This is a genomic window from Nocardioides sp. AE5 (assembly GCF_031844485.1).
Classification (GTDB): Bacteria; Actinomycetota; Actinomycetes; order Propionibacteriales; family Nocardioidaceae; genus Nocardioides.
In genome coordinates this window covers 57,899-81,218 of sequence record NZ_JAUZVI010000013.1, presented here as the reverse complement: position 1 = coordinate 81,218, position 23,320 = coordinate 57,899, and the positions used below count along the sequence as shown (strand labels likewise).

28 protein-coding genes and 1 tRNA gene are annotated in these 23,320 nt (G+C 70.2%); 18 read left to right on the top strand and 11 right to left on the bottom strand.

Annotated features, from left to right (window positions below; genetic code table 11):
* Window positions 1–8 precede the first annotated feature (8 nt).
* Entirely contained in the window at window positions 9–770 is a 762-nt protein-coding gene (locus Q9R27_RS16745) for a sulfite exporter TauE/SafE family protein (protein ID WP_311253544.1), read from the top strand.
* Between the two features lie 22 nt (window positions 771–792).
* Here Q9R27_RS16745 and Q9R27_RS16740 read toward each other — a convergent pair whose 3' ends face one another.
* Window positions 793–1,152 (bottom strand): hypothetical protein, encoded by a 360-nt coding sequence (locus tag Q9R27_RS16740; RefSeq protein ID WP_311253543.1) that lies wholly within the window; start codon window positions 1,150–1,152, stop codon window positions 793–795.
* Between the two features lie 9 nt (window positions 1,153–1,161).
* Window positions 1,162–2,115, bottom strand: a complete 954-nt coding sequence (locus tag Q9R27_RS16735) for an alpha/beta hydrolase (RefSeq protein ID WP_311253542.1) — start codon at window positions 2,113–2,115, stop codon at window positions 1,162–1,164.
* Window positions 2,116–2,201: 86 nt separating this feature from the next.
* Here Q9R27_RS16735 and Q9R27_RS16730 point away from each other — a divergent pair, with 86 nt between their 5' ends.
* Window positions 2,202–2,621, top strand: coding sequence for a Fur family transcriptional regulator (locus Q9R27_RS16730; protein ID WP_311253541.1), 420 nt, complete (start codon window positions 2,202–2,204; stop codon window positions 2,619–2,621).
* A 27-nt stretch (window positions 2,622–2,648) separates the two neighbouring features.
* Window positions 2,649–4,133, top strand: a complete 1,485-nt coding sequence (locus Q9R27_RS16725; RefSeq protein WP_311253540.1) for a catalase — start codon at window positions 2,649–2,651, stop codon at window positions 4,131–4,133.
* A 61-nt stretch (window positions 4,134–4,194) separates the two neighbouring features.
* Here Q9R27_RS16725 and Q9R27_RS16720 read toward each other — a convergent pair whose 3' ends face one another.
* Entirely contained in the window at window positions 4,195–4,569 is a 375-nt protein-coding gene (locus Q9R27_RS16720) for an ankyrin repeat domain-containing protein (protein WP_311253539.1), read from the bottom strand.
* Between the two features lie 94 nt (window positions 4,570–4,663).
* Between Q9R27_RS16720 and Q9R27_RS16715 the strand changes: the two genes are divergently transcribed.
* The 3 genes from Q9R27_RS16715 to Q9R27_RS16705 are packed head-to-tail and all read left to right on the top strand — an operon-like array spanning window position 4,664 to window position 7,407.
* A complete protein-coding gene (locus Q9R27_RS16715; RefSeq protein WP_311253538.1) occupies window positions 4,664–5,758 on the top strand; it encodes an LLM class flavin-dependent oxidoreductase in 1,095 nt (364 codons plus the stop codon).
* Window positions 5,755–6,387 carry an FMN reductase gene (locus Q9R27_RS16710; protein WP_311253537.1) on the top strand — a complete coding sequence of 211 codons (633 nt, stop codon included), beginning with the start codon at window positions 5,755–5,757 and terminating at the stop codon, window positions 6,385–6,387. Before Q9R27_RS16715 ends, Q9R27_RS16710 begins: the two co-directional genes overlap by 4 nt.
* 24 nt (window positions 6,388–6,411) lie before the next feature.
* Entirely contained in the window at window positions 6,412–7,407 is a 996-nt protein-coding gene (locus Q9R27_RS16705) for a GNAT family N-acetyltransferase (protein WP_311253536.1), read from the top strand.
* A gap of 4 nt (window positions 7,408–7,411) precedes the next feature.
* On the opposite strand, the gene Q9R27_RS16700 is transcribed toward Q9R27_RS16705, so the two are convergent.
* Window positions 7,412–7,933 carry a YbhB/YbcL family Raf kinase inhibitor-like protein gene (locus Q9R27_RS16700; RefSeq protein WP_311253535.1) on the bottom strand — a complete coding sequence of 174 codons (522 nt, stop codon included), beginning with the start codon at window positions 7,931–7,933 and terminating at the stop codon, window positions 7,412–7,414.
* An 86-nt stretch (window positions 7,934–8,019) separates the two neighbouring features.
* Here Q9R27_RS16700 and cobT point away from each other — a divergent pair, with 86 nt between their 5' ends.
* Genes cobT through Q9R27_RS16685 form a run of 3 tightly spaced genes read left to right on the top strand, consistent with a single transcriptional unit; the run spans window position 8,020 to window position 11,103 of the window.
* Window positions 8,020–9,087 (top strand): nicotinate-nucleotide--dimethylbenzimidazole phosphoribosyltransferase, encoded by a 1,068-nt coding sequence (gene cobT, locus Q9R27_RS16695; protein WP_311253534.1) that lies wholly within the window; start codon window positions 8,020–8,022, stop codon window positions 9,085–9,087.
* 2 nt (window positions 9,088–9,089) lie between these two features.
* A complete protein-coding gene (cobA, locus tag Q9R27_RS16690) occupies window positions 9,090–10,307 on the top strand; it encodes a uroporphyrinogen-III C-methyltransferase (RefSeq protein ID WP_311253533.1) in 1,218 nt (405 codons plus the stop codon).
* Complete coding sequence (locus Q9R27_RS16685) at window positions 10,300–11,103, top strand: RNA methyltransferase (protein ID WP_311253532.1); 804 nt, start codon at window positions 10,300–10,302, stop codon at window positions 11,101–11,103. Before cobA ends, Q9R27_RS16685 begins: the two co-directional genes overlap by 8 nt.
* Here the strand turns inward: Q9R27_RS16685 and def are convergent.
* On the bottom strand, window positions 11,087–11,689 hold the full coding sequence (gene def, locus Q9R27_RS16680) for a peptide deformylase (RefSeq protein ID WP_311253531.1): 603 nt from the start codon (window positions 11,687–11,689) through the stop codon (window positions 11,087–11,089). The two genes, Q9R27_RS16685 and def, sit on opposite strands and share 17 nt — an antisense overlap.
* Window positions 11,690–11,698: 9 nt before the next feature.
* Window positions 11,699–12,523, bottom strand: a complete 825-nt coding sequence (locus Q9R27_RS16675) for a hypothetical protein (RefSeq protein WP_311253530.1) — start codon at window positions 12,521–12,523, stop codon at window positions 11,699–11,701.
* 116 nt (window positions 12,524–12,639) lie between these two features.
* Here Q9R27_RS16675 and Q9R27_RS16670 point away from each other — a divergent pair, with 116 nt between their 5' ends.
* The 5 genes from Q9R27_RS16670 (at window position 12,640) to Q9R27_RS16650 (ending at window position 18,027) form a co-directional block, all read left to right on the top strand.
* Window positions 12,640–14,016 (top strand): acyl-CoA dehydrogenase family protein, encoded by a 1,377-nt coding sequence (locus Q9R27_RS16670; protein ID WP_311253529.1) that lies wholly within the window; start codon window positions 12,640–12,642, stop codon window positions 14,014–14,016.
* A gap of 30 nt (window positions 14,017–14,046) precedes the next feature.
* Window positions 14,047–15,258, top strand: coding sequence for an acyl-CoA dehydrogenase family protein (locus Q9R27_RS16665; protein WP_311253528.1), 1,212 nt, complete (start codon window positions 14,047–14,049; stop codon window positions 15,256–15,258).
* Between the two features lie 128 nt (window positions 15,259–15,386).
* On the top strand, window positions 15,387–16,022 hold the full coding sequence (locus Q9R27_RS16660; protein ID WP_311253527.1) for a hypothetical protein: 636 nt from the start codon (window positions 15,387–15,389) through the stop codon (window positions 16,020–16,022).
* A gap of 11 nt (window positions 16,023–16,033) precedes the next feature.
* Window positions 16,034–17,470: a GuaB1 family IMP dehydrogenase-related protein gene (locus Q9R27_RS16655; RefSeq protein WP_311253526.1), complete on the top strand. Its 1,437-nt coding sequence runs from the start codon at window positions 16,034–16,036 to the stop codon at window positions 17,468–17,470.
* A 2-nt stretch (window positions 17,471–17,472) separates the two neighbouring features.
* Window positions 17,473–18,027: a nucleosidase gene (locus tag Q9R27_RS16650; RefSeq protein WP_311253525.1), complete on the top strand. Its 555-nt coding sequence runs from the start codon at window positions 17,473–17,475 to the stop codon at window positions 18,025–18,027.
* A gap of 10 nt (window positions 18,028–18,037) precedes the next feature.
* Here the strand turns inward: Q9R27_RS16650 and Q9R27_RS16645 are convergent, their stop codons facing one another.
* Window positions 18,038–18,721: a LysR substrate-binding domain-containing protein gene (locus Q9R27_RS16645; protein ID WP_311253524.1), complete on the bottom strand. Its 684-nt coding sequence runs from the start codon at window positions 18,719–18,721 to the stop codon at window positions 18,038–18,040.
* A 49-nt stretch (window positions 18,722–18,770) separates the two neighbouring features.
* Here Q9R27_RS16645 and Q9R27_RS16640 point away from each other — a divergent pair, with 49 nt between their 5' ends.
* Window positions 18,771–19,175 carry a pyridoxamine 5'-phosphate oxidase family protein gene (locus Q9R27_RS16640; RefSeq protein ID WP_311253523.1) on the top strand — a complete coding sequence of 135 codons (405 nt, stop codon included), beginning with the start codon at window positions 18,771–18,773 and terminating at the stop codon, window positions 19,173–19,175.
* On the opposite strand, the gene Q9R27_RS16635 is transcribed toward Q9R27_RS16640, so the two are convergent.
* Window positions 19,168–19,536 (bottom strand): ATP-binding cassette domain-containing protein, encoded by a 369-nt coding sequence (locus Q9R27_RS16635; protein WP_311253522.1) that lies wholly within the window; start codon window positions 19,534–19,536, stop codon window positions 19,168–19,170. The genes Q9R27_RS16640 and Q9R27_RS16635 overlap by 8 nt on opposite strands.
* Before the next feature lie 51 nt (window positions 19,537–19,587).
* Here Q9R27_RS16635 and Q9R27_RS16630 point away from each other — a divergent pair, with 51 nt between their 5' ends.
* Entirely contained in the window at window positions 19,588–19,971 is a 384-nt protein-coding gene (locus tag Q9R27_RS16630) for a response regulator transcription factor (RefSeq protein WP_311253521.1), read from the top strand.
* A 75-nt stretch (window positions 19,972–20,046) separates the two neighbouring features.
* Window positions 20,047–20,559, top strand: coding sequence for a ferritin (locus Q9R27_RS16625; RefSeq protein WP_311253520.1), 513 nt, complete (start codon window positions 20,047–20,049; stop codon window positions 20,557–20,559).
* Window positions 20,560–20,619: 60 nt separating this feature from the next.
* Here Q9R27_RS16625 and Q9R27_RS16620 read toward each other — a convergent pair.
* Window positions 20,620–20,708 (bottom strand) — tRNA-Leu (locus tag Q9R27_RS16620).
* Window positions 20,709–20,786: 78 nt separating this feature from the next.
* Here Q9R27_RS16620 and Q9R27_RS16615 point away from each other — a divergent pair.
* The gene (locus Q9R27_RS16615) at window positions 20,787–22,103 is read left to right on the top strand and encodes a M20/M25/M40 family metallo-hydrolase (protein WP_311253519.1); all 1,317 of its coding nucleotides are present in this window, start codon (window positions 20,787–20,789) and stop codon (window positions 22,101–22,103) included.
* Here Q9R27_RS16615 and Q9R27_RS16610 read toward each other — a convergent pair.
* Both Q9R27_RS16610 and Q9R27_RS16605 read right to left on the bottom strand, forming a co-directional pair.
* Entirely contained in the window at window positions 22,094–22,324 is a 231-nt protein-coding gene (locus Q9R27_RS16610; protein ID WP_311253518.1) for a DUF5703 family protein, read from the bottom strand. The genes Q9R27_RS16615 and Q9R27_RS16610 overlap by 10 nt on opposite strands.
* Window positions 22,324–23,274, bottom strand: coding sequence for an aldo/keto reductase (locus Q9R27_RS16605; RefSeq protein ID WP_311253517.1), 951 nt, complete (start codon window positions 23,272–23,274; stop codon window positions 22,324–22,326). The genes Q9R27_RS16610 and Q9R27_RS16605 overlap by 1 nt, the downstream gene beginning before the upstream one ends.
* Between the last annotated feature and the right edge of the window lie 46 nt (window positions 23,275–23,320).

The following is a 23,320-nucleotide window of genomic DNA, read 5'->3' as shown; positions in this document are numbered from 1 at the left end:
CCACGACTGTGAGTCCGGTCGAGATGGTGGCCATCGTCCTTGCCGGACTGGCCGCCGGGACCATCAACACCGTGGTGGGGTCGGGAACGCTGGTGACGTTCCCGACCCTCCTCGCGTTCGGGGTCCCCCCGGTGACGGCAAATGTCTCGAACACCGTGGGCCTGGTCCCCGGGTCGATCTCCGGGGCGATCGGCTATCGGCGCGAACTGACCGGCCAGCGCTCCCGGATCATCTACCTCGGCATCGGGTCGCTGCTCGGGGGAGTCGTGGGTGCTGCCCTGCTCCTGGTCCTCGATCCGGGCGCGTTCGAGGCGATCGTGCCGGTGCTGATCATCCTCGGTTGCGTCGCGGTCGTGCTCCAGCCCCGCATCTCGGCCTGGGTGGCCCGCCGCCACGAGGCGACCGGCGGGTTGCCGGAGCGCGGGGCGTGGTGGGTCTGGCCGCTGGTGGCGCTCACCGGCGTCTATGGCGGCTACTTCGGCGCGGCCCAGGGCGTGCTGCTGATGGCCGTGATGGGCATCGGCATCAACGACTCACTCCAGCGACTCAACGGCACCAAGAACATCCTGGCCGCACTGGTGAACGCCGTGGCCGGCCTGGTCTTCGTCATCGTTGCCGACGTCGACTGGCTAGTGGTGGTGTTGATCGCCTGTGGCGCCATCGTCGGCGGGCAGGTCGGAGCCACCTGGGGGCGGCGGCTCCCGGCGCCGGCGCTGCGTGCGGTGATCGTGCTGGTCGGGATCGTCGCCCTGGTGGTCTTCCTGGCCTGAGCCGGGCCGGTCGAGGGCCGGTTCAGCCCTTACGGGAGAGGCCGTAGACGCCGGCCGCCACGGCCGCCAGCGCGGGAAGCGTGAGCATGGCAGCGGTCGGCTTGGAGACCGACTTGTTCGCGCCCGCGGCGATCCCGGCGACGGCGTCGGCAGCATCGACCGCGACGCCGACCAGGACCAGGTTGGTGCGACTGGTGCCGGTCGCGGAGAGCGTCACCGCCCCGACGACGACCTCCCGGGAGCCGAACATGCGCGACAGGTAGGTGAGTTGCGGCTGGTTCGCGGCGTCCAGGCGCAGCACGCGGGCGAGCAGGCGCGGGGTGAAGAAGGCGAGCACGCCGATGACGATGCGCCCGATGTTGAGGCCGGTGATGGGGTTCATGCGAGGAGACTAGCGAGGATCGACGTACGCCGTCAGCCAACGCTCCAGTTCTGCATGGACCTGCTTGAGCACGGGGGCGCGGGAGAGGACCACGTCGTGGCGGGCACCGGGCACGGCGATGCTGGTGACGTGGGTGCCGACAGAGGAGGCCCAGCGGCGGATCTGGCGCACGTCCAGGACGATGTCGCTGGAGTGGGCGTCCTCGTCGAGTTCGGTCGGGGTGGTGGTCCGGTCACTGGCCAGGACCAGGGTGGGCACGGCCAGGTCGAGGCCAGCATGAAGCCGTGCATGGCCCTCGCGGATGGCGCGCAACCATCCGACGTACACCGGGCGTGATTCGAGCGGCTTCCACTCCAGGTTGAAGTCGAACTCGCCGCCGTGGTCGCGGTGCAGGCTGCGTCCGTAGACGCCGTTGACCTCCCGGGGGATCTCCTTGCGGGGGACCCGGGGCCCGACCTGGCGGATCAACTGGGTGCCGATGGTCCGCATCCACCACGCTCCCTGCAGGTCGAACCAGGGCGCATTGAGGAACTGGCCGGCAGCGGGCACGGCGTGGTCGGCCAGCCACAGCGGGACGATCAGGCCGCCGGTCGAATGGGCGCTGAGCACCACGTGGTCATGTCCGTCGCGCTCGGTGATCCGCTGCCAGGCGGCGTCGAGTTCGGGGTAGTGCTCGGCCAGGTCCTCCACGTAGTGCGGGGTGTGGTGGGGGCGCAGGGAGCGGCCGTACTTGCGCAGGTCGAGGGCGTAGAAGTCATAGCCCCGCGCGGTCCACCATTCGGCGTACGCGGTCTGGAAGAAGTAGTCGACGAAGCCGTGGACGTGGAGCACGGCACGGCCGGCGCCGGGGCCGCCGGTGTGGCGGACCAGGGTGGCGACGACTGCGCCCTCCTCGTCGTCCGGGAGCGGGATCGTCTCGGCCGTGTAGGGACTGCCCAGGACGTCCTCGCGCACCGTTGTCATGGCCGCGATTCTCCCAGTCGCGGGCCCCTTCGCAACTAAGGGTTCCCTTTCTTGAATCGTTCCAGATTAGGTGCTTCACTGGCGTCATGCAGCAGATCGATACCCACCAGATGCTGCGCGACAAGTCGCTGAGGGTGACCAGGCCGCGCACTGCAGTCCTGCGCGCCGTGGCCGGGAACCCCCACGCCGACGCCGACACCGTGGCCCGGCATGCCCGTGCCGAGCTCGGCACGGTCTCCACCCAGGCCGTCTACGACGTCCTGCGGGTGCTCACCGAGACCGGGATCGTACGTCGCATCGAGCCGGCTGGTTCGCCTGCCCGGTTCGAGTTGCGTGTCGGCGACAACCACCACCACGTGATCTGCCGCGGGTGCGGCCGGATCGCCGACGTGGACTGCGCCGTCGGGCACACGCCGTGCCTGACCGCCTCCGATTCCCATGGCTTCGAGATCGACGAGGCAGAAGTGACCTACTGGGGCATCTGCCCCAGTTGTCGCCCTGCCTGAACCCACACCACACCAAGGAGAGAGAAAGTGCCCGTAGACATCCCGGAGAACACCAGCCCGGCCACCACCGCCGCTGGTGCTCCTGTCGTCGACAACCAGAACTCCCTGACCGCCGGCCCGCGTGGCCCGATGCTGCTGCAGGACGTCTGGTTCCTGGAGAAGCTTGCCCACTTCGACCGCGAGGTCATCCCGGAGCGCCGGATGCACGCCAAGGGCTCCGGCGCCTACGGCACCTTCACGGTCACCAACGACATCTCCGAGTACAGCTGCGCCAAGGTCTTCTCCGAGGTCGGCAAGCAGACCGAGATGTTCGCCCGCTTCTCCACTGTTGCCGGTGAGCGCGGTGCTGCCGACGCCGAGCGCGACATCCGCGGCTTCGCGGTGAAGTTCTACACCGAGGACGGCAACTGGGACATCGTCGGCAACAACACCCCGGTCTTCTTCTTCCGCGACCCGCTGCTCTTCCCGGACCTCAACCACGCCGTGAAGCGCGACCCGCGCACCAACCTGCGCTCGGCGGAGAACAACTGGGACTTCTGGACCAACCTGCCCGAGGCCCTGCACCAGGTCACCTACGTGATGGGCGACCGCGGCCTGCCGAAGTCCTACCGCCACATGCACGGCTTCGGCTCGCACACCTACTCGTTCTGGAACGCCAAGGGCGAGCGCCACTGGGTGAAGTTCCACCACGTGGTCCAGCAGGGCATCGAGAACCTGACCGACGCCGAGGCCGCTGCCGTCGTCGCCGAGGACCGCGAGTCCAGCCAGCGCGACCTCTACGAGGCCATCGAGCGCGGTGACTTCCCGAAGTGGAAGCTGATGATCCAGGTCATGCCCGAGGCCGACGCCGAGAACTACCGCTTCCACCCCTTCGACCTGACCAAGGTCTGGTCCAAGAAGGACTACCCGCTGATCGAGGTCGGCGAGTGGGAGCTCAACCGGAACCCGGAGAACTACTTCGCCGACGTCGAGCAGGCCGCGTTCAGCCCGGCCAACGTGGTGCCCGGCATCTCGTTCTCCCCGGACCGGATGCTCCAGGGTCGCCTCTTCTCCTACGGTGACGCGCAGCGCTACCGCCTGGGCGTGAACCACCACCAGATCCCGGTGAACTCGCCCAAGGGTGCCCCCCACGCCAACAGCCCGCACCGTGACGGTGCCGGTCGCGTGGACGGCAACCGTGGCGCCGTGCCGTCGATCGTGCCGAACTCCTACGGCCACTTCGGCGACCAGCTCTCGGCCAAGGAGCCGGCACTCGCCGTGGGTGACGTCGCCGACCGGTGGAACTACCGCGCCGACGACGACAACTACTTCGAGCAGCCCGGTGACCTGTTCCGGCTGATGGACGAGGCGGCCCAGAAGCGCCTCTTCGCCAACACCGCGCGCGCCATCAACGGCGCCTCGCAGGCCACCGTCGAGCGCCACATCGCCAACTGCACCCAGGCCGACCCGGCCTACGGTGCCGGCGTACGTGCCGCGATCGAGGCCCTGGCCGCGGGCACGCTGGAGGACTGACCCGGCAACAGGCCTGATTGGCGCGGGTGGACAGTGACTGTCCGCCCGCGCCGATCTGGCGTTACAGCAGGTGGGTGCGGCCGAACATCTCCGCGGCGGCGCGCGCGGTCGGCGTGCCGGCATCCAGGTCGGCGCCTGCTGCGACGAGCACGGCAACCACCTCGTCGTGCCCCTTGAAGAGCGCCCCGGCGAGCGGTGACTGGTCGTGGTTGTTGCGCAGGTCCACGTCGGCGCCGCGGTCGACGAGCGCGGAGACCGTGGCGGCATGGCCGTGGTACGCCGCCAGCATCAGCATCGTGTTCTGTGCCCGGTCGACCTGGTCGACGTCGAACCCGTGGTCGAGGAACTCGAGGATCTCGTCGGTGCGTCCCTCGCGGGCGAGGTCCATCGCGATCGCGACCACGCGCTCCACCTGCTCCGGTGTCAGTTCACCCATGGGCCCATTGTGCCCACTCGGGCGTCGGGAATAGTGGTCCGTGCAGTACGGTTGGCATAGGTGATTGCAGTTTCAACTACACCAGGAGGCCGAGATGCAGTTCGGAATCTTCACCGTCGGTGACGTGACCACGGACCCGACCACCGGCACGACCCCGACCGAGAACGAGCGGATCAAGGCCACCGTCGCCATCGCCAAGAAGGCCGAAGAGGTCGGGCTGGACGTCTTCGCCACCGGTGAGCACCACAACCCGCCCTTCGTGGCGCCGGCCAACCCGACAGTGCTCCTGGCCAACATCGCCGCCCAGACCGAGCGGATCATCCTCTCCACCTCCACGACCCTGATCACCACCAATGACCCGGTCCGGATTGCCGAGGACTACGCCTACCTGCAGCACCTCGCCGACGGCCGGATCGACCTGATGATGGGCCGCGGCAACACCGGCCCGGTCTACCCGTGGTTCGGCAAGGACATCCGCGAGGGCATCAACCTGGCGATCGAGAACTACGCGCTGCTGCACAAGCTGTGGCGCGAGGACTCGGTGGACTGGCAGGGCAAGTTCCGCACCCCACTCCAGGGCTTCACCTCGACCCCGCGCCCCCTGGATGGTGTCGCGCCGTTCGTCTGGCACGGCTCCATCCGATCGCCCGAGATCGCCGAGCAGGCGGCGTACTACGGCGACGGGTTCTTCCACAACCACATCTTCTGGCCGCCGTCGCACGCCGCGAAGATGATCCGCTACTACCGGCAGCGCTTCGCCCACTACGGCCACGGCACTGCCGAGCAGGCGATCGTCGGCCTCGGCGGGCAGGTCTTCATGCGCAAGAACAGCCAGGAGGCGATCGCCGAGTTCCGTCCCTACTTCGACAACGCACCCGTCTACGGCCACGGCCCCTCGCTGGAGGACTTCATGGCCGGCACGCCCCTGACGGTGGGCTCGCCCGACCAGGTCATCGAGCGCACCCTGGCCCTGGCCGAGGACATCGGTCCCTACCAGCGCCAGATGTGGCTGATGGACCACGCCGGGCTGCCGTTGAAGACCGTGCTGGAGCAGCTGGACCTGCTCGGCGAAGAGGTCGTTCCCGTGCTGCGCAAGGAGTTCGCCGCCCGTCGCCCCGCCGGGGTGCCGGAGGGACCGACGCACGCCGCGCTGGTTGCCGCACAATCACCCGAGGAGGTCACCGCATGACCAGGATCGCCGTCATCACTGCCGGGCTCAGCGAGCCGTCGTCGACCAGGATCCTGGCCGACAAGCTGGCGAACGCGGCGGTCGCGCACCTCGAGTCCGCCGGCCACGAGGTCACCGTCGACGTCATCGAACTCCGGCCGCTGGCCCACGATCTGGCCGACATGATGCTGACCGGCTTCGCGGCAGGCAAGGTCGGCCCGGCGCTGGAGGGCGTGGCCGCAGCCGATGCCATCATCGCGGTAAGCCCGGTCTTCACCGCCTCCTACAGCGGCCTGTTCAAGATGTTCTTCGACGCCGTGGACAAGGACGCGCTGGAGGGGATCCCGGTCCTGATCGGGGCCACCGCCGGGACGGCACGCCACTCGCTGGTGATCGAGCACGCCCTGCGTCCGCTCTTCGCCTACCTCAAGGCGGTCGTCGTACCCACCGCGGTCTTCGCGGCGAGCGAGGACTTCGGCAGCACCCACGACGGGGCACTCACCGCCCGGGTGGAGAAGGCGGCACGGCAGATGGCCGGACTGCTCGGCGGCACCACGACCCGGCGCGCGGAGCGCCCGCGGAAGGTGACCATCGACAACCCGGAGGACACGCCGGACTTCGCCTCGATGCTGGCCTTGTTGTCCAACTGAGGGCAGGCCTGCTTGGCTGGTTCGATGGAGATCATCGACATCGACCTGGCTGACCCTGCCATGCGCCGTGACTTCTTCGCGGTCGAGACCGAGGTCGTCCGTCACGACGTACCCGGGGCGTGGGAACGCAGCTACGAGTCGTTCGAGAAGTTCGCCATGCAGCCCGATGGTCGCTACAACCGGCGCTTCCGCTTCGGGGCGCTCGTCGACGGGCGCCTGGCAGGAACCGTGGAGATGTGGCACCCCCTGGAGGACAACACCCACCTGGCCGACGTCTCGATCGCGGTGCGCCCGCAGGCACGTGGTGGGGGCGTGGGAAGTGCCCTGATGGGCCGGGTGGAGCAGATCTGTGCCGCCCACGGGCGGACCACGCTGGTCGGCGAACTCGACGTGCCGGTCGGCCAGGACTTCCGCACGACGCCGGGCGGGGCCTTCGCCACCGGGCGTGGCTTCGAGAGCGTGCACACCGAGGACCAGCTGGTCCTCGACCTGCCCGCTGACACAGCTGCGCTGGCGCAGGCAGCGGCCCGGGCCACGGCCGGTTACGAGATCGTGCTGTGGGGCGATCGGTGTCCCGACGAACACGTTGCCGGCTTCTGTGCCATGCGCACCCAGATGAGCAGCGACGTGCCGACCGGCGGCATCGACGTCCAGCCCGTCGCCTTCGACGAGGAACGCCTGCGCACGGGCGAGCAGCACCGGGCCAACGGATGGACCTCGATCGTGGCCGCGGCGGTACGCCGCCACGACCGCATCATGGGCGGCTACTCCATGCTGCGCCTGCCCCATGGTGGCGACTTGGTGGCGCAGGACGACGCCCTGGTCATGCCCGAGCACCGCGGCCACCGGTTGGGCACCGCGCTCAAGCTGGCCACCCTGGACGTCGTACGCCGTGAACACCCGGAGCGCCGGGCGGTGCACACCTGGACCGAGCCCTCGAACCACGCCATGCAGCGGACCAACCGCGACTTCGGCTACCAGCCGCGGTCGGTCCTGCACAAGATGCAGCGCAAGCGCTGAGGCCTCAGTGCTGGTAGGTGCCGTGCAGGATCGCCCGGCCCAGCGTCTTGAAGGCGAGGTTGAACGAGACCACCGCGGGGGAGGCCGACGCGTCCACGCCCAGGCTCTCCTCGCCGACCGCGTGGACCACGAAGAAGTAACGGTGCACCTGGTCGCCCTGGGGCGGAGCCGCCCCCATGAACCCGGCCTCGCCGCCGTCGTGGCGGACGTGGAACGCCTTCCCGGGCAGCGCGCCCGAGGCGGCACCGGTGGCGAGTTCGGTGACATCGGCCGGGATGTCGACCAGCACCCAGTGCCAGAAGCCACTCGGGGTCGGGGCGTCCGGGTCGAAGCAGGTCACCACATAGGACTTCGTGCCCGCCGGTGCCCCGCTCCAGGACAGGTGCGGAGAGGTGTTGCCATGCGCGGCCACCTGGTCGTCCTTCAGCGGGGCGCCGTCGGTGACGTCCGTGCTGGTCACGGCGAACGACGCAGTGGCCGGGAGGAGGTCGTAGGGATTGGGACTGACGGGGCGTTCGATGCTCATGCATGCGAACCTAGCCAACACCGCCAGCGTCCGCCACGTGGATGGCGCCGACGGTGCCGACCAGGGGGATCCGGGAGAATGGTCGGGTGACCCCATCTCGTGAACGCATCGAAGCCACGCTCGCCCGGATCACCCCCCTGGACGGGACCGCTGCGGACCAGGCGCGACAGCGCCAGGCACTGCTCACCAAGCCCGCTGGCGCCCTCGGCGTCCTCGAGGACGTGTCGATCCAGTTGGCCGGCATGGCCGGCTCCTGCCCGCCGCCAGCACCGCAGCGCCCGGCGGTGGCCGTCTTCGCCGGGGACCACGGCGTACTGGCCCAGGGCGTCTCGCCCTGGCCGGCGGAGGTGACCCTCTCCATGGTGGAGAACTTCCGTGCCGGCGGGGCCGCGGTCAACGTGCTGGCCCGCAGTTGCGGTGCCACGGTCCGGGTGATCGACGTCGGTGTCGCCGGCGACGTGGCCAGCGACGCAACGGTGACCAGTCGCAAGGTACGCCGCGGCACGGCCGACCTGTCCCAGGGACCTGCGATGACCATCGACGAGGCCGAGCAGGCCATCGCCATCGGCATCGAGACCGCCGAGGAACTGATCGGTGCCGGGCACGACATCCTGCTCACCGGCGACATGGGCATCGGCAACACCACGCCGTCGGCGTGCCTGCTCGCCGCGCTGACCGGAACCGCCGCCGAGGTCGTCACCGGCCGTGGCACCGGGATCGATGACGAGACCCTGGCCCTGAAGACCCGGGTCGTTGCCGATGCAGTGGCCCGCCTGGCCGCGGACGCCGACCCGGTCACCGTCCTGGCCGAGGTCGGCGGCCTCGAGCATGCCGGCCTGGTCGGGCTGCTCCTCGGCGCTGCAGCACACCGCGTCCCGGTGATCCTCGACGGCGTCATCGCAGGCTCGGCGGCACTCGTGGCCCAGGCATTCGCCCCCGACGCGATCGCCTTCTGCCTGGCCGGCCACCGCAGTGTCGAGCCGGGCCACCGCACCGCACTGGCGCAACTCGGCCTGCGGCCACTGGTCGACCTCGACCTGCGCCTGGGCGAGGGGAGTGGCGCCGTGCTGGCCTTCCCGCTGGTCCGCTCTGCAGCCCTCGTCCTCGACGAGATGGCCACTTTCGATTCCGCCGGCGTGGCGAAGAAGGGCTGATCATGAACGACTACGTCCCCTATCCCTCCGGGCTCCGGTTGGCGGGTCGCAAGGTGCTCGTCGTCGGCGGCGGCCAGGTTGCCCAGCGGCGCGTGCCCGGACTGATCGCCAGCGGCGCGGACGTCCTGCTCGTCTCCCGCTCCGTCACCCCTGCCATCGAGGGGATGGGGGAGGAGATCCGCATCGAACTGCGCGACTTCACCGCCGAGGACCTCGACGGAGCCTGGTATGCCATTGCGGCCACCAACGACCCGGAGACCAACGCAGCGGTCGCTGCGGCCGCCGAGGAGCGACGGATCTTCTGTGTGCGCAGCGACGACGCCAGCGAGGCCACGGCCTGGACCCCGGCCAGCGGCCGGCACGGGTCACTGACCGTCGCCGTGCTCGGCGACCGTGAGCCACAACGCAGCGCGACCGTGCGCGACGAGATCCTCACCGCCCTGCGCGACGGGGTGATCGCCTCCACGCCCGACAAGACGCCCGGAGTGGTGCTGGTCGGCGGCGGCCCCGGTTCGCCGGACCTGGTCACCGTGGCGGCGCGCCAGGCCCTGGCCAGCGCGGACGTGGTGGTCGCCGACCGGCTCGCGCCGCGCGAACTGCTCGACGAGATCTCCGCGGAGACCGAACTCATCGACGTGGCCAAGCTTCCCCGCGGCCGCTCGGCCACCCAGGAATTCATCAACGAGGTGATCGTCGAGCGTGCCCGCGCCGGCAAGCGGGTGGTCCGGTTCAAGGGCGGGGACAACTTTGTCTTCGGGCGTGGGTTCGAGGAAGTGATCGCCTGCCGGGCGGCCGGGATCCCGGTCGAGGTGATCCCGGGGCTCTCCTCCTCGATCGCGGTGCCTGCGCGTGCAGGCATCCCGGTCACCCATCGCGGCGTCACCCATGACTTCACCGTGATCTCCGGGCACCTGCCGCCCGGCCACGAGGAGAGCCTGGTCAACTGGTCCGCGGTGGCCCAGTTGCAGGGCACGGTGGTGTTGATGATGGCGGTGCAGAACGCGCCCGCCATCGCCGAGGCGCTCCTCGCCGGCGGCCGCGACGCCGCCTCGCCGGTGGCGATCGTGATGGACGGGACGAGGCCCGCCGAACGGACCGTGCTGACCACCCTGGGCGAGATCGGCGCCGACATCGCAGCCCACGGCGTCCGCCCGCCGGCCATCATCGTCGTCGGAGACGTCGTGGCCGTGGCGCACCCGGAACGCTTCGGGCGTGGCTGAGTTCCACAGGATCACTGATCCGGCCGACCCGCGGCTGGCGGACTACCGCGACCTGCGCGACGTCCAGCTGCGCAAGCACCTCGAGGCCACCCATGGGCTCTTCCTGGCCGAGGGGGAGAAGGTTATACGCCGTGCCGTGGCAGGCGGCTTCACCCCGCGCTCCTTCCTGATGGCGCCGCGGTGGGTGGAGACCCTGTCCGACGTGCTCGCGACCAGCGACGCCCCTTGCTACGTGGTGGCGGAGCAACTCGCCGAGCAGGTCACCGGCTTCCACGTGCACCGCGGCGCGCTGGCCTCCCTGGAGCGCCAGCCACTGCCTGCCCTGGACACGGTGCTGGCCGGGGCCCGCTCGATCCTGGTCCTGGAGGACATCGTCGACCACACCAACGTCGGGGCGATCTTCCGATCCGGTGCCGCGCTCGACTTCGACGCGGTGTTGCTCTCGCCGCGGTGTGCGGACCCGTTCTACCGGCGGGCGATCAAGGTGGCGATGGGCGCGGTCTTCACCATGCCGTGGACCCGCCTTCCGGACTGGTACGACGCCCTGCCGCAGCTGACCAGCCGAGGCTTCACCACGGTCGCGATGACCCTGTCCGCGGATGCCACCGAACTGGAGGAGGCCGTCGCGGGCCAGGAGAAGGTGGCCCTGGTCCTGGGCTCGGAGGGCCATGGGCTCTCGAGTCGCTGGGAGCAGGCTGCTGATCGTCGTGCGATCATCCCGATGCGCGAGGGGATCGACTCGTTGAACGTGGCGGCGGCGAGTGCCGTGGCCTGCTACGTCACTGCGCGGCGCTGACCGGCCATCCCTCGGGGTAGTCCTCGGCGGCGCGGTCGTGCTGCTTGCGGAGCTTCTTGCGGTTGCGGTCGCTGACCCGGTCGCCGAAGACGGTGCCCAGGGTGTGATCGGTCTCGTGCTGCAGGCAACGGGCCAGCAGCCCGTCGCCGGAGAACTCCACGGGCTCCCCGTCCAGGCCCTGCCCGGTGGCGATGGCGTAGTCCGGGCGGGCGCACTCCACGAAGGCTCCCGGATAGGAGAGGCATCCCTCGTCGCCGTCGTCGAGGCGGCGGTCCTTGCCCTCGGGCAGGGTGACCTCCGGGTTGCACAGCACTCCAGCGGTGCGCTGTCCGCTGGCGTCGGGGCAGTCGAAGACGACCACGGCCAGGTCGACACCGATCTGGCAGGCAGCAAGGCCGACGCCGTCTGCGGCGTACATCGTGGCGACCATGTCGGCGACCAGGCTGCGCAGGTCGTCGTCGAATGCGGTGACCCGTTGCTGCGGCGCGTGCATCACCGGCGTACCCCAGCGGGTGATCGGGCGGACCGTGCCGCCCGTGGGGAGTGGGCCGTGCGGGGTGAGCAGCGGGGGTTCAGTGGCCGACATGGCTCCAGATCATAGGTCGTCCAGCGGGTCGTCGAGCAGTTGGCGGTACGCCGTACGCCGCGAGGAACGCTCGTCCTGTTCCGTGCGCTGGACGAGCCGCTGCAACCGCAGCAGGGTCTCCACGAGTTCCGCGCGTTGCAGCAGCAACTCGTCACGGAGTGCATGGTGTGCCGGTGCGTGGCCCTCGCCCGGGACCAGCCTGCCGTCGGCCTGGACCAGCCCGGCCTTGCTGGCCGGCGCCTCGGTTGCGGCCACGTCTGCGGCGCCGGCATCGACCAGGGCGAGCAGCCGGTGGATCTCACGGTCATCGCCGGCATCCACCGCCAGTGCCCCGGAATGCAGCGCCATCGCCCGGGCGGCAAGGGCCGGTGCGCCGGCAACGGTGAACCGCCGGTCAGCGCGCGAAGCACGCGGTCGCCACAGCCACCCCGACCCGAGGGCCGTCGCCACACCGACACCTGCCACGCCGAGCACCTCCAGGGCGAGCGGTCCCGATCCTGCCAGGACTGCGCTGGTCCCGATCGCTGCGGTGCCGGCGGTGAGCCACGGCGCTGCCGGGTGGACCCGCACCCGGGACCGACGCTCGACCACTTCTGGCAGGGTCTCGGGCCGGGCGAGCGCGGTGACGGTCTCGGGCCAGGAGAGCCCGAGGTGCGCCAGCGCATCGCGCTGACCGTCCGCGGTGGCCAGCACGGTGGTGGCACCGGAGCGTTCCAGATTGGCCAGGAAGGTGGCCAGGTCGACGGGCCGTCGCCGCAGCAGCCGGTTGCCGCCCTCGACCAGGGCGCCAAGCAGGTTCGCGGCGCCCTTGCCGCCGCTTCGCCGTCTCGCCACTGTCGTCCCCTCGTGCCTGCTGGGTGGTCCTCGTCGAGGATACCTGTCGGGCGGCTGTGACGTGCCCCACGAAAGATGGTGTAGACGATTGTGTAACTCGGAGTTACATTTCATGCATGTCCCTGATCAAAGCAACCAAGAACGCGGTGTCCCCAGGCGGGAAGCACGGCCTCGGCAACAGCGAGTCCCGTGACCCGATCGGCTACGCCGTCCTCGCCCTGAACAAGCTCGCCCAGAGCGAGTTCATCGACAAGCTCGGCCTGCGCAAGCAGACCGAGAAGGGTGTCTTCACCGTCACCCGCAGCGGCTTCAAGGTCGCCGGCACCGCCGGTCGCGCCTTCGCCAAGAAGGGCAAGAAGGGCGCCGCCGGCGTCCGGGTGCCCGCGGCGAACCCGACCGGCGTCTTCGACCTGACCCCGACCGAGGACGAGCAGATGCTCGTCGACGTCGTTGGTGAGTTCGCCGAAGAGATGCTCCGGCCCGCCGCAGCAGACGCCAACGAGGCCTGCGCCGCACCCGAGGAGTTGCTCAAGGCCAGCCTCGAGATCGGCCTGCCGATCCTGGGCGTCCCGGAGAAGCTCGGCGGCATCTCCGAGGAGCGCTCCGCGATGGCCGGTGCCCTGGTCGCCGAGGCGCTCGCCAAGGGCGACATGGGCCTGGCCGTTGCCGCACTGGCACCGGGCGCAGTCGCCACGGCAATCTCGCTGTGGGGCACCGAGCAGCAGCAGGAGACCTACCTGCCGGCCTTCACCGGCGAGGACGTCCCCGCTGCCGCGCTGGCGCTGAACGAGTCCCGTCCGCTCTTCGACGTCCTTGCTCCGCAGACCCGGGCCACCAAGGCCGACGGCGGCTACGTCATCAACGGCGTCAAGACGCTGGTGCCCCGCGGCGCCGACGCGGAACTCTTCGTGGTCGGTGCAGAGCTCGACGGCAAGAACGTCCTCTTCCTGGTCGAGTCCGGCACCGAGGGCATCGAGATCGAGGGCGACCCGGCCATGGGCGTGCGCGCGGCGAGCCTGACCAAGCTGACCCTGACCGACGTCAAGGTCGACAGCGACGCGATCCTCGGCGCGACCGACGGTACGACGTACCTCGAGGCCGTCCGGCTCTCCCGCCTGGCCTGGTGCGCCCTGGCCATCGGCACCGGCCAGGCCGTCCTCGACTATGTGAAGACCTATGTCAACGAGCGCGAGGCGTTCGGCGAGCCGATCAGTCACCGCCAGTCGGTCGCCTTCATGGTCGCCAACATCGCCATCGAACTGCAGGCGATGCGCCTGATCACCTACAAGGCGGCATCCCGCGCTGCCCAGGGCAAGGACTTCGCCCGCGAGGTCGCCCTGGCCCGCAAGATCTGCGCCGACAAGGGGATGCAGATCGGCCTGGACGGCGTGCAGCTGCTCGGCGGCCACGGCTTCGTCAAGGAACACCCCGTTGAGCGCTGGTACCGCGACCTGCGGGCCGTCGGCCTCGTGGAAGGAGGCGTCCTGGTCTGATTCCCCCGGGAATCGACAGGCGAAGAAATCATGATCAATCTCGAAACCCCCAAGAAGCACCGCCAGCTCATCGACCAGGCCCACCAGGTCGCGATGAACATGCTGCGGCCGATCTCCCGCAAGTACGACCTCGCCGAGCACGAGTATCCCAAGGAGCTCGACATGCTCGCCGCGATGATCGACGGGCTCTCCGAATCCGGCGCGTCCGAGGGCGCCGGCGCCACCGGCGTACGTCGCGACGAGTCCGGTGACGACAAGGTCGTCAAGAACGGCGCCAACCTGGCTTCGGTGCTCTCCGTCGCCGAGATGTGCTGGGGCGACACCGGGCTCACCCTCTCCATGCCCCGCCAGGGCCTGGGCAACTCCGCCATCGCCTCGGTCGCCAACGACGAGCAGCTGAAGCGGTTCGAGGGCACCTGGGCCGCGATGGCGATCACCGAGCCGGCCTTCGGCTCGGACTCCGCCCAGGTCTCGACGACGGCCAAGCTCGACGGCGACCACTACGTGATCAACGGCGAGAAGATCTTCGTCACCTCCGGCGAGCGTGCCGACAGCGTGGTGGTCTGGGCGACCCTGGACAAGTCCCTGGGCCGTGCCGCGATCAAGTCGTTCGTGGTCACCAAGGGCACGCCGGGCATGAAGGTGGAACGGCTCGAGCACAAGCTCGGCATCCGTGCCTCCGACACCGCGGTGATCACCTTCACCGACTGCCGGGTCCCGGCGGAGAACCTGCTCGGTTCGCCCGAGGTGGACGTGAAGCAGGGCTTCGCCGGTGCGATGGCGACCTTCGACAACACGCGTCCGCTGGTGGCGGCGATGGCGATCGGTTGTGCCCGCGCGTCGCTGGACCTGACCCGCTCCCTGCTCGAGGACGCAGGCGTCGAGATCGACTACGACCGCCCGGCGTACACCCAGTCCGCTGCGGCGGCGAAGTTCCTCCAGATGGAGGCCGACCTCGAGGGTGCCCAGCTGCTCACCATGCAGGCAGCCTGGATGGCCGACAACCGCAAGCCCAACTCGCTGGAGGCCTCGATGGCCAAGGCGAAGGCCGGCCGGGTCGGTTCGGACATCACGCTGAGCTGTGTCGAGCTGGCCGCCGGTGTGGGCTACAGCGAGACCGAGCTCCTGGAGAAGTGGTCGCGCGACTCGAAGATCCTCGACATCTTCGAGGGCACCCAGCAGATCCAGCAGCTGATCGTCGCCCGCCGGCTCCTGGGCCTCTCCAGCGCCGAGCTGAAGTGATCAGCCCCCAAGGCCTGTTGCACTGAGCACAGGGACAGGCAGGACCCCCGTACGCCGTCGGCGTACGGGGGTCTTGTTCGTTGCGGCATGGTTCCGCCTGAGACCGGCGATGTGGTCGGATGTGCCCCATGGTCCTGTACGCCGCCCAGCGGCCCCGTCGTGCCAGGCAGTTCGCTGCCGACCTCTTCGTCGCGCTCTGGATCTGCCTGTGGGCGTGGCAGGGGTGGGCGACATGGTCCTCGCTGCACTCGCTGACCGAACCGGCCCAGAAGACCGAGTCAGCAGCGACCGGCATCGCCGAGAGCATGAACCGGGCCGGCGACGTGCTGGGCGCGGTCCCGTTGCTCGGTGAGACGGTGGCCGAGCCGTTCCGCGCGGCCGCCGGGCATGCCGAACGCCTGGCCAGCGGCGCGGCCGGCTCGGAGGAGTCGCTCACCACGCTGGCCTGGAAGCTCGGGCTCGGCCTCGCCCTGGCCCCCAGCGCCGTGCTGCTGGCCTTCCACCTCCCGGTCCGGATCAGGTTCGCCAGGCGGGCCGCAGCAACGCGCGCCTACCTCGCAGCCGACGGCGGCCCCGACCTGCTGGCCCTGCGTGCGCTCGCCCACCAACGCCCGGACGTGCTCCGCCGCGTGGCCCCGGACCCGGCCGCCGCCTGGCGTGCAGGGGAGCCCGCAGTGGTCCGTACGCTCGCTGCGCTGGAGCTGCACCGAGCCGGGCTCGAGGTGCCCGAGGGGATCGATGTGAGAGTTTACCTCGACGGGTAGATTGGGCAACCGTGCGCTTCCTCAATGACGCGGCCCCGCCGCACGACCTGACCTACGACGACGTCTTCATGGTGCCCCGGCACTCCGCCATCGCCAGCCGCTACGACGTCGACCTCTCCACCACCGACGGCACCGGCACCACCCTGCCCCTGGTGGTGGCGAACATGACCGCCATCGCCGGCAAGCGGATGGCCGAGACGGTGGCCCGGCGAGGCGCCCTGACCGTCATCCCGCAGGACATCCCGATCCCTGTGGTCGCCGACGTGATCCGCTTCGTGAAGTCGCGTCACCTGGTCTTCGACACCCCGATCGAACTGCGCGGCGACCAGACCGTCTCTGAGGCGCTGGCCCTGATCCCCAAGCGTGCCCACAAGGCCGCGGTCGTCGTCGAGGACGGACGCCCGGTCGGCGTCGTCAGCGAGGCCGACTGCGCCGGCGTGGACCGGTTCGCCCAGTGCCGCGACGTGATGAACCCCTCCTTCGTCCGCCTCTCCGACGACAGCGACCCCCGGGACGCATTCGAAGCGATCGACGCCGCCAAGGCACCGATCGCCGTCGCGGTGGACGCCGACGGCAACCTGGTCGGCGTACTGACCCGCCTCGGCGCGTTGCGCGCCACCCTCTATGCACCTGCCGTGGACGCCTCCGGCGGCCTACGCATCGCCGCGGCAATCGGCGTCAACGGCGATGTCGCCACCAAGGCAAAGGAACTGATCGCGGCAGGCGTCGACTGCCTGGTCGTCGACACCGCCCACGGCCACCAGGACCGGATGATCGAGGCGCTGCGCGCCGTGCGGGCCATCGACCCGTCCGTTCCGATCGCGGCCGGCAACGTCGTCGACGCGGCCGGCACCCGGGCGCTGATCGAGGCAGGTGCGGACATCGTCAAGGTAGGCGTCGGTCCCGGCGCCATGTGCACCACCCGGATGATGACCGGCGTCGGCCGGCCCCAGTTCTCCGCAGTGCTCGAGTGCGCCGCCACCGCCCGGGAACTCGGCAAGCACGTCTGGGCCGACGGGGGAGTGCGCCACCCCCGCGACGTCGCCCTGGCCCTGGCTGCCGGCGCCTCCTCGGTGATGATCGGGTCCTGGTTCGCCGGCACCCACGAGTCGCCCGGCGACCTCCTCGCCGACGCCGACGGACGCGCCTTCAAGGTCTCCTTCGGGATGGCGTCGGCGCGCGCGGTGGCCAACCGCACCTCGACCGAATCCGCCTATGACCGTGCCCGGAAGGGTCTCTACGAGGAGGGCATCTCCTCCTCGCGGATGTACCTGGACCCCGAACGCCCGGGCGTCGAGGACCTGATCGACCAGATCTGCTCCGGCGTCCGTTCCGCCTGCACCTATGCCGGGGCGACCTCCCTGGAGGGCTTCCACGAGCGCGCCCTGGTCGGGGTCCAGTCGACGGCCGGCTTCCACGAGGGCCGGCCCCTGTCGACGAGCTGGTGAGGATGGCGCCGCTGCTGATCGTCGCCGCCACCCGGGCGGAGGCGGCGTACGTGCCGGACGGGGTCGACGTGGTGATCACCGGCATCGGCAAGGTGCCCGCGGCGGTGGCCACCACCCGTGCCCTTGCTGCGCGCAACGACCTTGCGGACCTGGTGCTGGTGAACCTGGGTACCGCAGGCGCGCTGCGCAACGGCCTCGAGGGACTCTTCGAGCCAGGGGTCGTGGTCAACCACGACATCAACGCCGACGCGATCCGGGCACTGGACCACGACCCGCAGGAACGGCTCGTGGTCGGCCCGGGCGATGTCGTGCTGGCCAGCGGTGACCTCTTCGTCACCGATCCGGCGGAGCGGGTCCGGCTCGCGCAGACGGCCCACCTGGTCGACATGGAGGCCTACGCGGTGGCCTGGGCCGCCCGCCAGTTCGGCGTGGGGACGCGGCTGGTCAAGCACGTCTCGGACAACGCCGACGAGGGCGCCATGGAGTGGCTGGACCTGGTCGACGCCAGCGCCCGGGTCCTGGGTGCGTGGGTCGAGGAGTTCCTCGCCGGTCGCTGACCCCTGCGCGTCACCGCCTGCCGCGGCGCTGCCTGGAGCCCTTGCGCGCCGGTGCGCGCTTCGGCGCTGCCTTGGGAGCGGGCTCCCTGGTCGCGGGCGCCTGGCCTCGGCTGCTGTTCGCCGTCCGGCCGCGCACGATCCCGACGAACTCCTGGAGGCGGTCGTCCTCGACCGCCCGGGGCCAGGCCAGCCCGACCGGATGCCCGGGCAGGTCGGTGACCACCCGGTGGACGGCATCCTTGCGGTGGTGCAGCCGGGCCAGTGACATCGGCACCACCACGATCCCGGTGCCCGAGGCGGCCACCTCGATCGCTTGCCTGGTGGACATCGGCGGGAAGTCGAGCGGGCTGGTGGTGCGGATCGATTCCCAGTCGGGGATCTCGCCGAGGACGAGTTGTTCGTCCACCAGGTCGGCGACCGTGACCTCGTCGTACGCCGCGAGGGGGTGCTCGACCTCCACCACGACGACCGACAGTTCCTCATAGAGCCTGACCAGGTGCAGCCCCTCGGTGTCGATCGGCAGGCGAAGGAAGCACATGTCGACGGCGCCGTCGGTGACGGCAGCGCGGGCGTCCGTCTCCTCGTCGAGCGGCACCGGCTCGATGGGGGAGTCCGGATGGCGCTCGCGCCAGGTCCGGATCCACTTGTCCGGCATCACGCCGGGCACGAATCCGATGCGCAGGGGAGAGTCCACCCGGGCAGCCTAGTCGGCGACGTGTCGCGCGATGGGCAAGACTGCTCCCATGAGCCTCTCCCTCCTCGACGACCCCGCCTTCCTCGCCTTCTGGGCCGACCGCCACCTGTGCACCGTGAGCACTCCACGACCCGACGGGACCCTGCACGTGACCCCGATGGGGATCGTGCTCGACGCGCCCCAGCGCGAGGCGTGGGGCGTGACGATGGGCCATTCGGTGAAGGCGAAGAACATTCGCGCGGGCGAGGCCGTGCCGATCGCGGTCTGCCAGCTGGCCGGTCCCTACTGGGCCTCGCTGGAGGGCACCGCGGAGATCCTGACTGATCCCGACGACGTACGCCGTGCCGAACAGTTCTATGCCTCCCGCTATCGCCAGCCCCAGCCGAACCCGGAGCGGGTCGCACTGCGGATCTCCCTGGCCCGGGCGCTGGGACGGGTGCCCGAGATCAGTTGAGGACAGGCTCGGAGAGCATCCCGTCGCGGCAGGAGACCACCCGGTCACCGGCACGCAGGTGGCCCACGTCGTGGGTGACCACGACGGTGCCGACGCCGCGCTCACCGGTCACCGTGCGGAGCAGTTCCATCACTTCGGCGCCGCGGTCGTGATCGAGTGCCGACGTGGGCTCGTCGACCAGCAACAACGCCGGCTCACCGACCAGGGCGCGGGCGATGTTGACCCGTTGCCGCTGACCACCGGAGAGCTGTGCCGGGCGCCGGTGGGCCTGGTCGGCCAGGCCCACCGCATCGAGCAGCGCGAGGGCGTCCGCCTGCGCTGCTCGGCGTGAACCGCCGCCCAGCGTTGCGGCGACCGTCAACTGCTCGAGGGCACCAGGGCCCTGCGCGCACTGCCGGAGGCGCCCCAGGTCGTGGTGCTCACGACGTACGACGTGGAGAGCGACGTGCTCGCCGCGGTCGAGGCAGGTGCGGTGGGCTACCTGCTCAAGGACGCCGGCCCCGAGGAGCTTGCCCGGGGCGTCCGCGACGCCGCGGCGGTACGGTCCGTCCTGGCACCCGCGATCGCACAGCGACTGGTCCGTCGCACGCTGACCCCGTCGTCGACCCTGACCCCCAGGGAGGTGGAGGTGCTCGGACTGGTCGCCGACGGGCTGTCCAACGAGCAGATCGGCACGGAGCTCTTCCTCAGCCAGGCGACGGTGAAGACGCACCTGGTCCGGGCGTTCGGCAAGCTCGGCGTGGATTCGCGCACAGCGGCCGTGGCGCAGGCCCGCCGGGACGGGCTGATCCGCTGACAGGTGTGCCAAACCTTGCCAAGATGTGCCACGCCTTCGGTGAAATTCCGCGGTGATCGGCCTACTGTTTTCCGCATGGAACTCAACGACAAGCTCGTAGCCGCCTTCAACGACCAGATCACCCTGGAGTTCGAGGCCTCGCTCGTTTACCGCCAGCTCGCCATCGAGCTGGACCTGCGTGACCTCCCGGGCATGGCGGCGTGGCTGCGCCACCAGGCCGACGAGGAGATCGTGCACGCCAACAAGTTCATCGACCACGTCGCCGACCGTGGCAACCGGCCGGTGATCGGTGCCCTCAACGCACCCGAGGTGAAGGCCAGCACGGTGCTGGAGGTCTTCGAGGCTGCCTACGCACACGAGCAGCGGGTCTCGGAGTCGATCCGGAACCTCTACCGCCTCACCGAGGCCGAGGGCGACCTGGATGCCCGCCCGCTGCTCAACTGGTTCCTCGAGGAGCAGATCGAGGAGGAGGCCACGGTCAGCGAGATCGTCGGCCGCGTGGAACTGATCAACGATGACGGCCCGGGCCTGCTCCGCCTCGACGCCGAGCTCGGTGCCCGCCCGACCGGGACCACCGAAGCGCCCTGAGGCACGTCCCTGCGACACGCAAGAAGCGCCCCGTTCCGCCAGGAACGGGGCGCTTCTTCGTGGTGTCCGAGGGGGGACTTGAACCCCCACGCCCTAATACGGGCACTAGCACCTCAAGCTAGCGCGTCTGCCAATTCCGCCACCCGGACGAGTGCTGGAGAACTGTAGCAAGACCCGCGGGAAATCTTCACATCGGCCCCACTGGTGATCAATGCAAGACTGGGGCCATGCCTGACTCGGTGCAGACCCAGCCCTATGACCCCGCCGCGGAAGTGGTCGACATCTGTCGTGACCTGCTCCGCATCGACACCTCCAACTACGGCGACGACAGCGGACCGGGGGAGCGGAAGGCGGCCGAACACGTGGCCGCCCTGCTCGACGAGGTCGGCATCGAGTCGACCCTGACCGAGGCCGCGCCGGGACGTACGTCGCTGGTCGCCCGATGGGGGGAGGGCGATGGTGACCCGCTGCTGATCCATGGCCACCTGGACGTCGTACCGGCCGCTGCCGAGGACTGGCAGGTCGACCCGTTCGCCGGGGAGATCGAGGACGGCTACCTGTGGGGCCGCGGCACCGTCGACATGAAGGACTTCGACGCCATGGTGCTCTCCATCGTCCGGGCCCGGACCCGTGCCGGCGCGCTGCCGCAACGCCCGATCGTGCTCAGCTTCACCGCTGACGAGGAGGCCGGTGGCCACCTGGGCGCCCAGCACCTCGTAGACAACCACGCCGACCTGCTCGCCGACTGCACCGAGGCGGTCGGCGAGGTCGGTGGCTTCACCACCACGGTGCGCGGCAAGCGGATCTACCTCATCGAGGCCGCCGAGAAGGGGATGGCCTGGATGCGGCTCACCGCCCGCGGTCGCGCCGGCCACGGGTCGATGATCAACCACGACAACGCCGTCACCACGCTGGCCGCCGCGGTCGCCCGGATCGGCAGCCACGACTGGCCGGTCCGGCTCACCCCGGCGATGGAGGTCCTCCTGGCCTCCGTGGCCGACATCGCCGGCACCGAGGCGACCCCGGAGAACGCCGAGGCGCTGGTCGAGGAGTTCGAGAGCTCGGCACGGATGCTGGGCGCGGTCATCCGCAACACCGCCAACCCGACGATGCTGGACGCCGGATACAAGGTGAACGTGATCCCGACCGAGGCGAGTGCCCATGTCGACGGTCGCTTCCTGCCCGGCTACGAGGACGAGTTCTTCGCCACCCTGGCCGAGCTCTGCGGCGAGGACGTGACGTGGGACTTCGTCTCCAAGCAGCAGCCGTGGGACTCGCCGTTCGAAGGCCGGCTGATGGACGCGATGACCAAGTCGATCCTGGCCGAGGACCCGGACGGCATCGTCGCTCCGTACCTGATGAGCGGCGGCACCGACGCCAAGCACTTCCGCCGCCTCGGGATGGAGTCGTACGGCTTCGCGCCGCTGCGGCTGCCCCCGGACCTGGACTTCGGCTCCCTCTTCCACGGCGTGGACGAGCGGGTGCCAGTCGATGCGCTCGAGTTCGGCGCCCGGGTCTTCGACCGGTTCCTGGATCAGGCGTAGACGAGCAGCGGGCGCGGCTGCCGGATGATCTTCCGGCGCAGCACCACCCGCCGTACGCCGTCGTTCCCGATCTGGACGCTGCGCAACTCCCAGCCGCCCTGTTCGGCGCGCTCGACCAGCATCCTGCGGACCACGTTGCGGCTCAGGTCGCGCGGCAACGCGATCCGCTCGTATTCCCACTCGACGTTCCGGCGCCGGGCCGGAGGTGCGACCGGAGTCATCATTCGCCCCCGGAGACGTCGTCCAGCGCGTCGATGATCTCCTGCGGAAGGGTGAGTTCGTCGATGCCGAGGGCCGCCTGCAACTGGGCGGCCGTGCGCGCCCCGACGATGGGCGCGGTCACGCCGGGCCGGTCGCGCACCCAGACCAGGGCGACCTCGATCGGGGACCAGTCCAGCCCCTCGGCCGCGCGGACGACGGCCTCCACGACCCGCTGGTGGTGATCGCCCAGGTAGGCACCCACGAAGTTGGCGAAGTGCGGCGAGGCGGCCCGGGAGTCGGCCGGTGTCCCGTGGCGGTACTTCCCGGTGAGCACGCCGCGCCCCAGTGGAGACCACGGGAGCACACCGAGGCCCAGTGCCTGGGCAGCGGGGAGCACCTCGTGCTCCACGGAACGATTGAGCAACGAGTACTCGACCTGGGTGGAGGCGATCCGGGCCCGGCCGGGGACGGCGGACTGCCAGGTCGCGGCCTGCGCGGTCTGCCACCCGGCGTAGTTGGAGATGCCGACGTACGCCGTCCGCCCACTGCTCACCGCATGGTCCAGCGCGCCGAGGGTCTCGTCCAGGGGCGTGCCGTCGACCCAGGTGTGCACCTGCCACAGGTCGACATGGTCGACACCCAGCCGGGCCAGCGACTGGTCCAGGGCGCGGAGGAGCCCACCGCGGGAGACGTTGGTGACCCGTTCGCCGCTGCGGCGCGAGATCCCCGCCTTGGTCGCCAGCACCACGTCATCGCGCGCGACCACGTCGCCGAGCAGGCTCCCGATCAGTTCCTCGGAGGCACCGTCGCCATAGCCGGCAGCCGTGTCGAGCAGGGTCCCGCCGGCCTCGACGAAGGCGATCAACTGGTCGCGTGCCTCGTGGGCGTCGGTGTCGCGCCCCCAGGTCAAGGTGCCGAGACCGAGCCGGGAGACGAGCAGGCCGGTTGATCCCAGGGCGCGTTGTTGCATGGGCGCAAGGCTAGCCAGCCAGGCTCACGCTGGTTGCTCGGCACGC

Bases quoted from the DNA above. Each gene is read 5' to 3' on its own strand.
- Q9R27_RS16740 (WP_311253543.1), bottom strand. From the start codon at position 1,152: ATGAACCCCATCACCGGCCTCAACATCGGGCGCATCGTCATCGGCGTG.
- Q9R27_RS16735 (WP_311253542.1), bottom strand. From the start codon at position 2,115: ATGACAACGGTGCGCGAGGACGTCCTGGGCAGTCCCTACACGGCCGAG.
- Q9R27_RS16730 (WP_311253541.1), top strand. From the start codon at position 2,202: ATGCAGCAGATCGATACCCACCAGATGCTGCGCGACAAGTCGCTGAGG.
- Q9R27_RS16720 (WP_311253539.1), bottom strand. From the start codon at position 4,569: ATGGGTGAACTGACACCGGAGCAGGTGGAGCGCGTGGTCGCGATCGCG.
- Q9R27_RS16715 (WP_311253538.1), top strand. From the start codon at position 4,664: ATGCAGTTCGGAATCTTCACCGTCGGTGACGTGACCACGGACCCGACC.
- Q9R27_RS16710 (WP_311253537.1), top strand. From the start codon at position 5,755: ATGACCAGGATCGCCGTCATCACTGCCGGGCTCAGCGAGCCGTCGTCG.
- Q9R27_RS16705 (WP_311253536.1), top strand. From the start codon at position 6,412: ATGGAGATCATCGACATCGACCTGGCTGACCCTGCCATGCGCCGTGAC.
- Q9R27_RS16700 (WP_311253535.1), bottom strand. From the start codon at position 7,933: ATGAGCATCGAACGCCCCGTCAGTCCCAATCCCTACGACCTCCTCCCG.
- cobA (WP_311253533.1), top strand. From the start codon at position 9,090: ATGAACGACTACGTCCCCTATCCCTCCGGGCTCCGGTTGGCGGGTCGC.
- def (WP_311253531.1), bottom strand. From the start codon at position 11,689: ATGTCGGCCACTGAACCCCCGCTGCTCACCCCGCACGGCCCACTCCCC.
- Q9R27_RS16670 (WP_311253529.1), top strand. From the start codon at position 12,640: ATGTCCCTGATCAAAGCAACCAAGAACGCGGTGTCCCCAGGCGGGAAG.
- Q9R27_RS16665 (WP_311253528.1), top strand. From the start codon at position 14,047: ATGATCAATCTCGAAACCCCCAAGAAGCACCGCCAGCTCATCGACCAG.
- Q9R27_RS16660 (WP_311253527.1), top strand. From the start codon at position 15,387: ATGGTCCTGTACGCCGCCCAGCGGCCCCGTCGTGCCAGGCAGTTCGCT.
- Q9R27_RS16650 (WP_311253525.1), top strand. From the start codon at position 17,473: ATGGCGCCGCTGCTGATCGTCGCCGCCACCCGGGCGGAGGCGGCGTAC.
- Q9R27_RS16640 (WP_311253523.1), top strand. From the start codon at position 18,771: ATGAGCCTCTCCCTCCTCGACGACCCCGCCTTCCTCGCCTTCTGGGCC.
- Q9R27_RS16625 (WP_311253520.1), top strand. From the start codon at position 20,047: ATGGAACTCAACGACAAGCTCGTAGCCGCCTTCAACGACCAGATCACC.
- Q9R27_RS16615 (WP_311253519.1), top strand. From the start codon at position 20,787: ATGCCTGACTCGGTGCAGACCCAGCCCTATGACCCCGCCGCGGAAGTG.
- Q9R27_RS16610 (WP_311253518.1), bottom strand. From the start codon at position 22,324: ATGACTCCGGTCGCACCTCCGGCCCGGCGCCGGAACGTCGAGTGGGAA.
- Q9R27_RS16605 (WP_311253517.1), bottom strand. From the start codon at position 23,274: ATGCAACAACGCGCCCTGGGATCAACCGGCCTGCTCGTCTCCCGGCTC.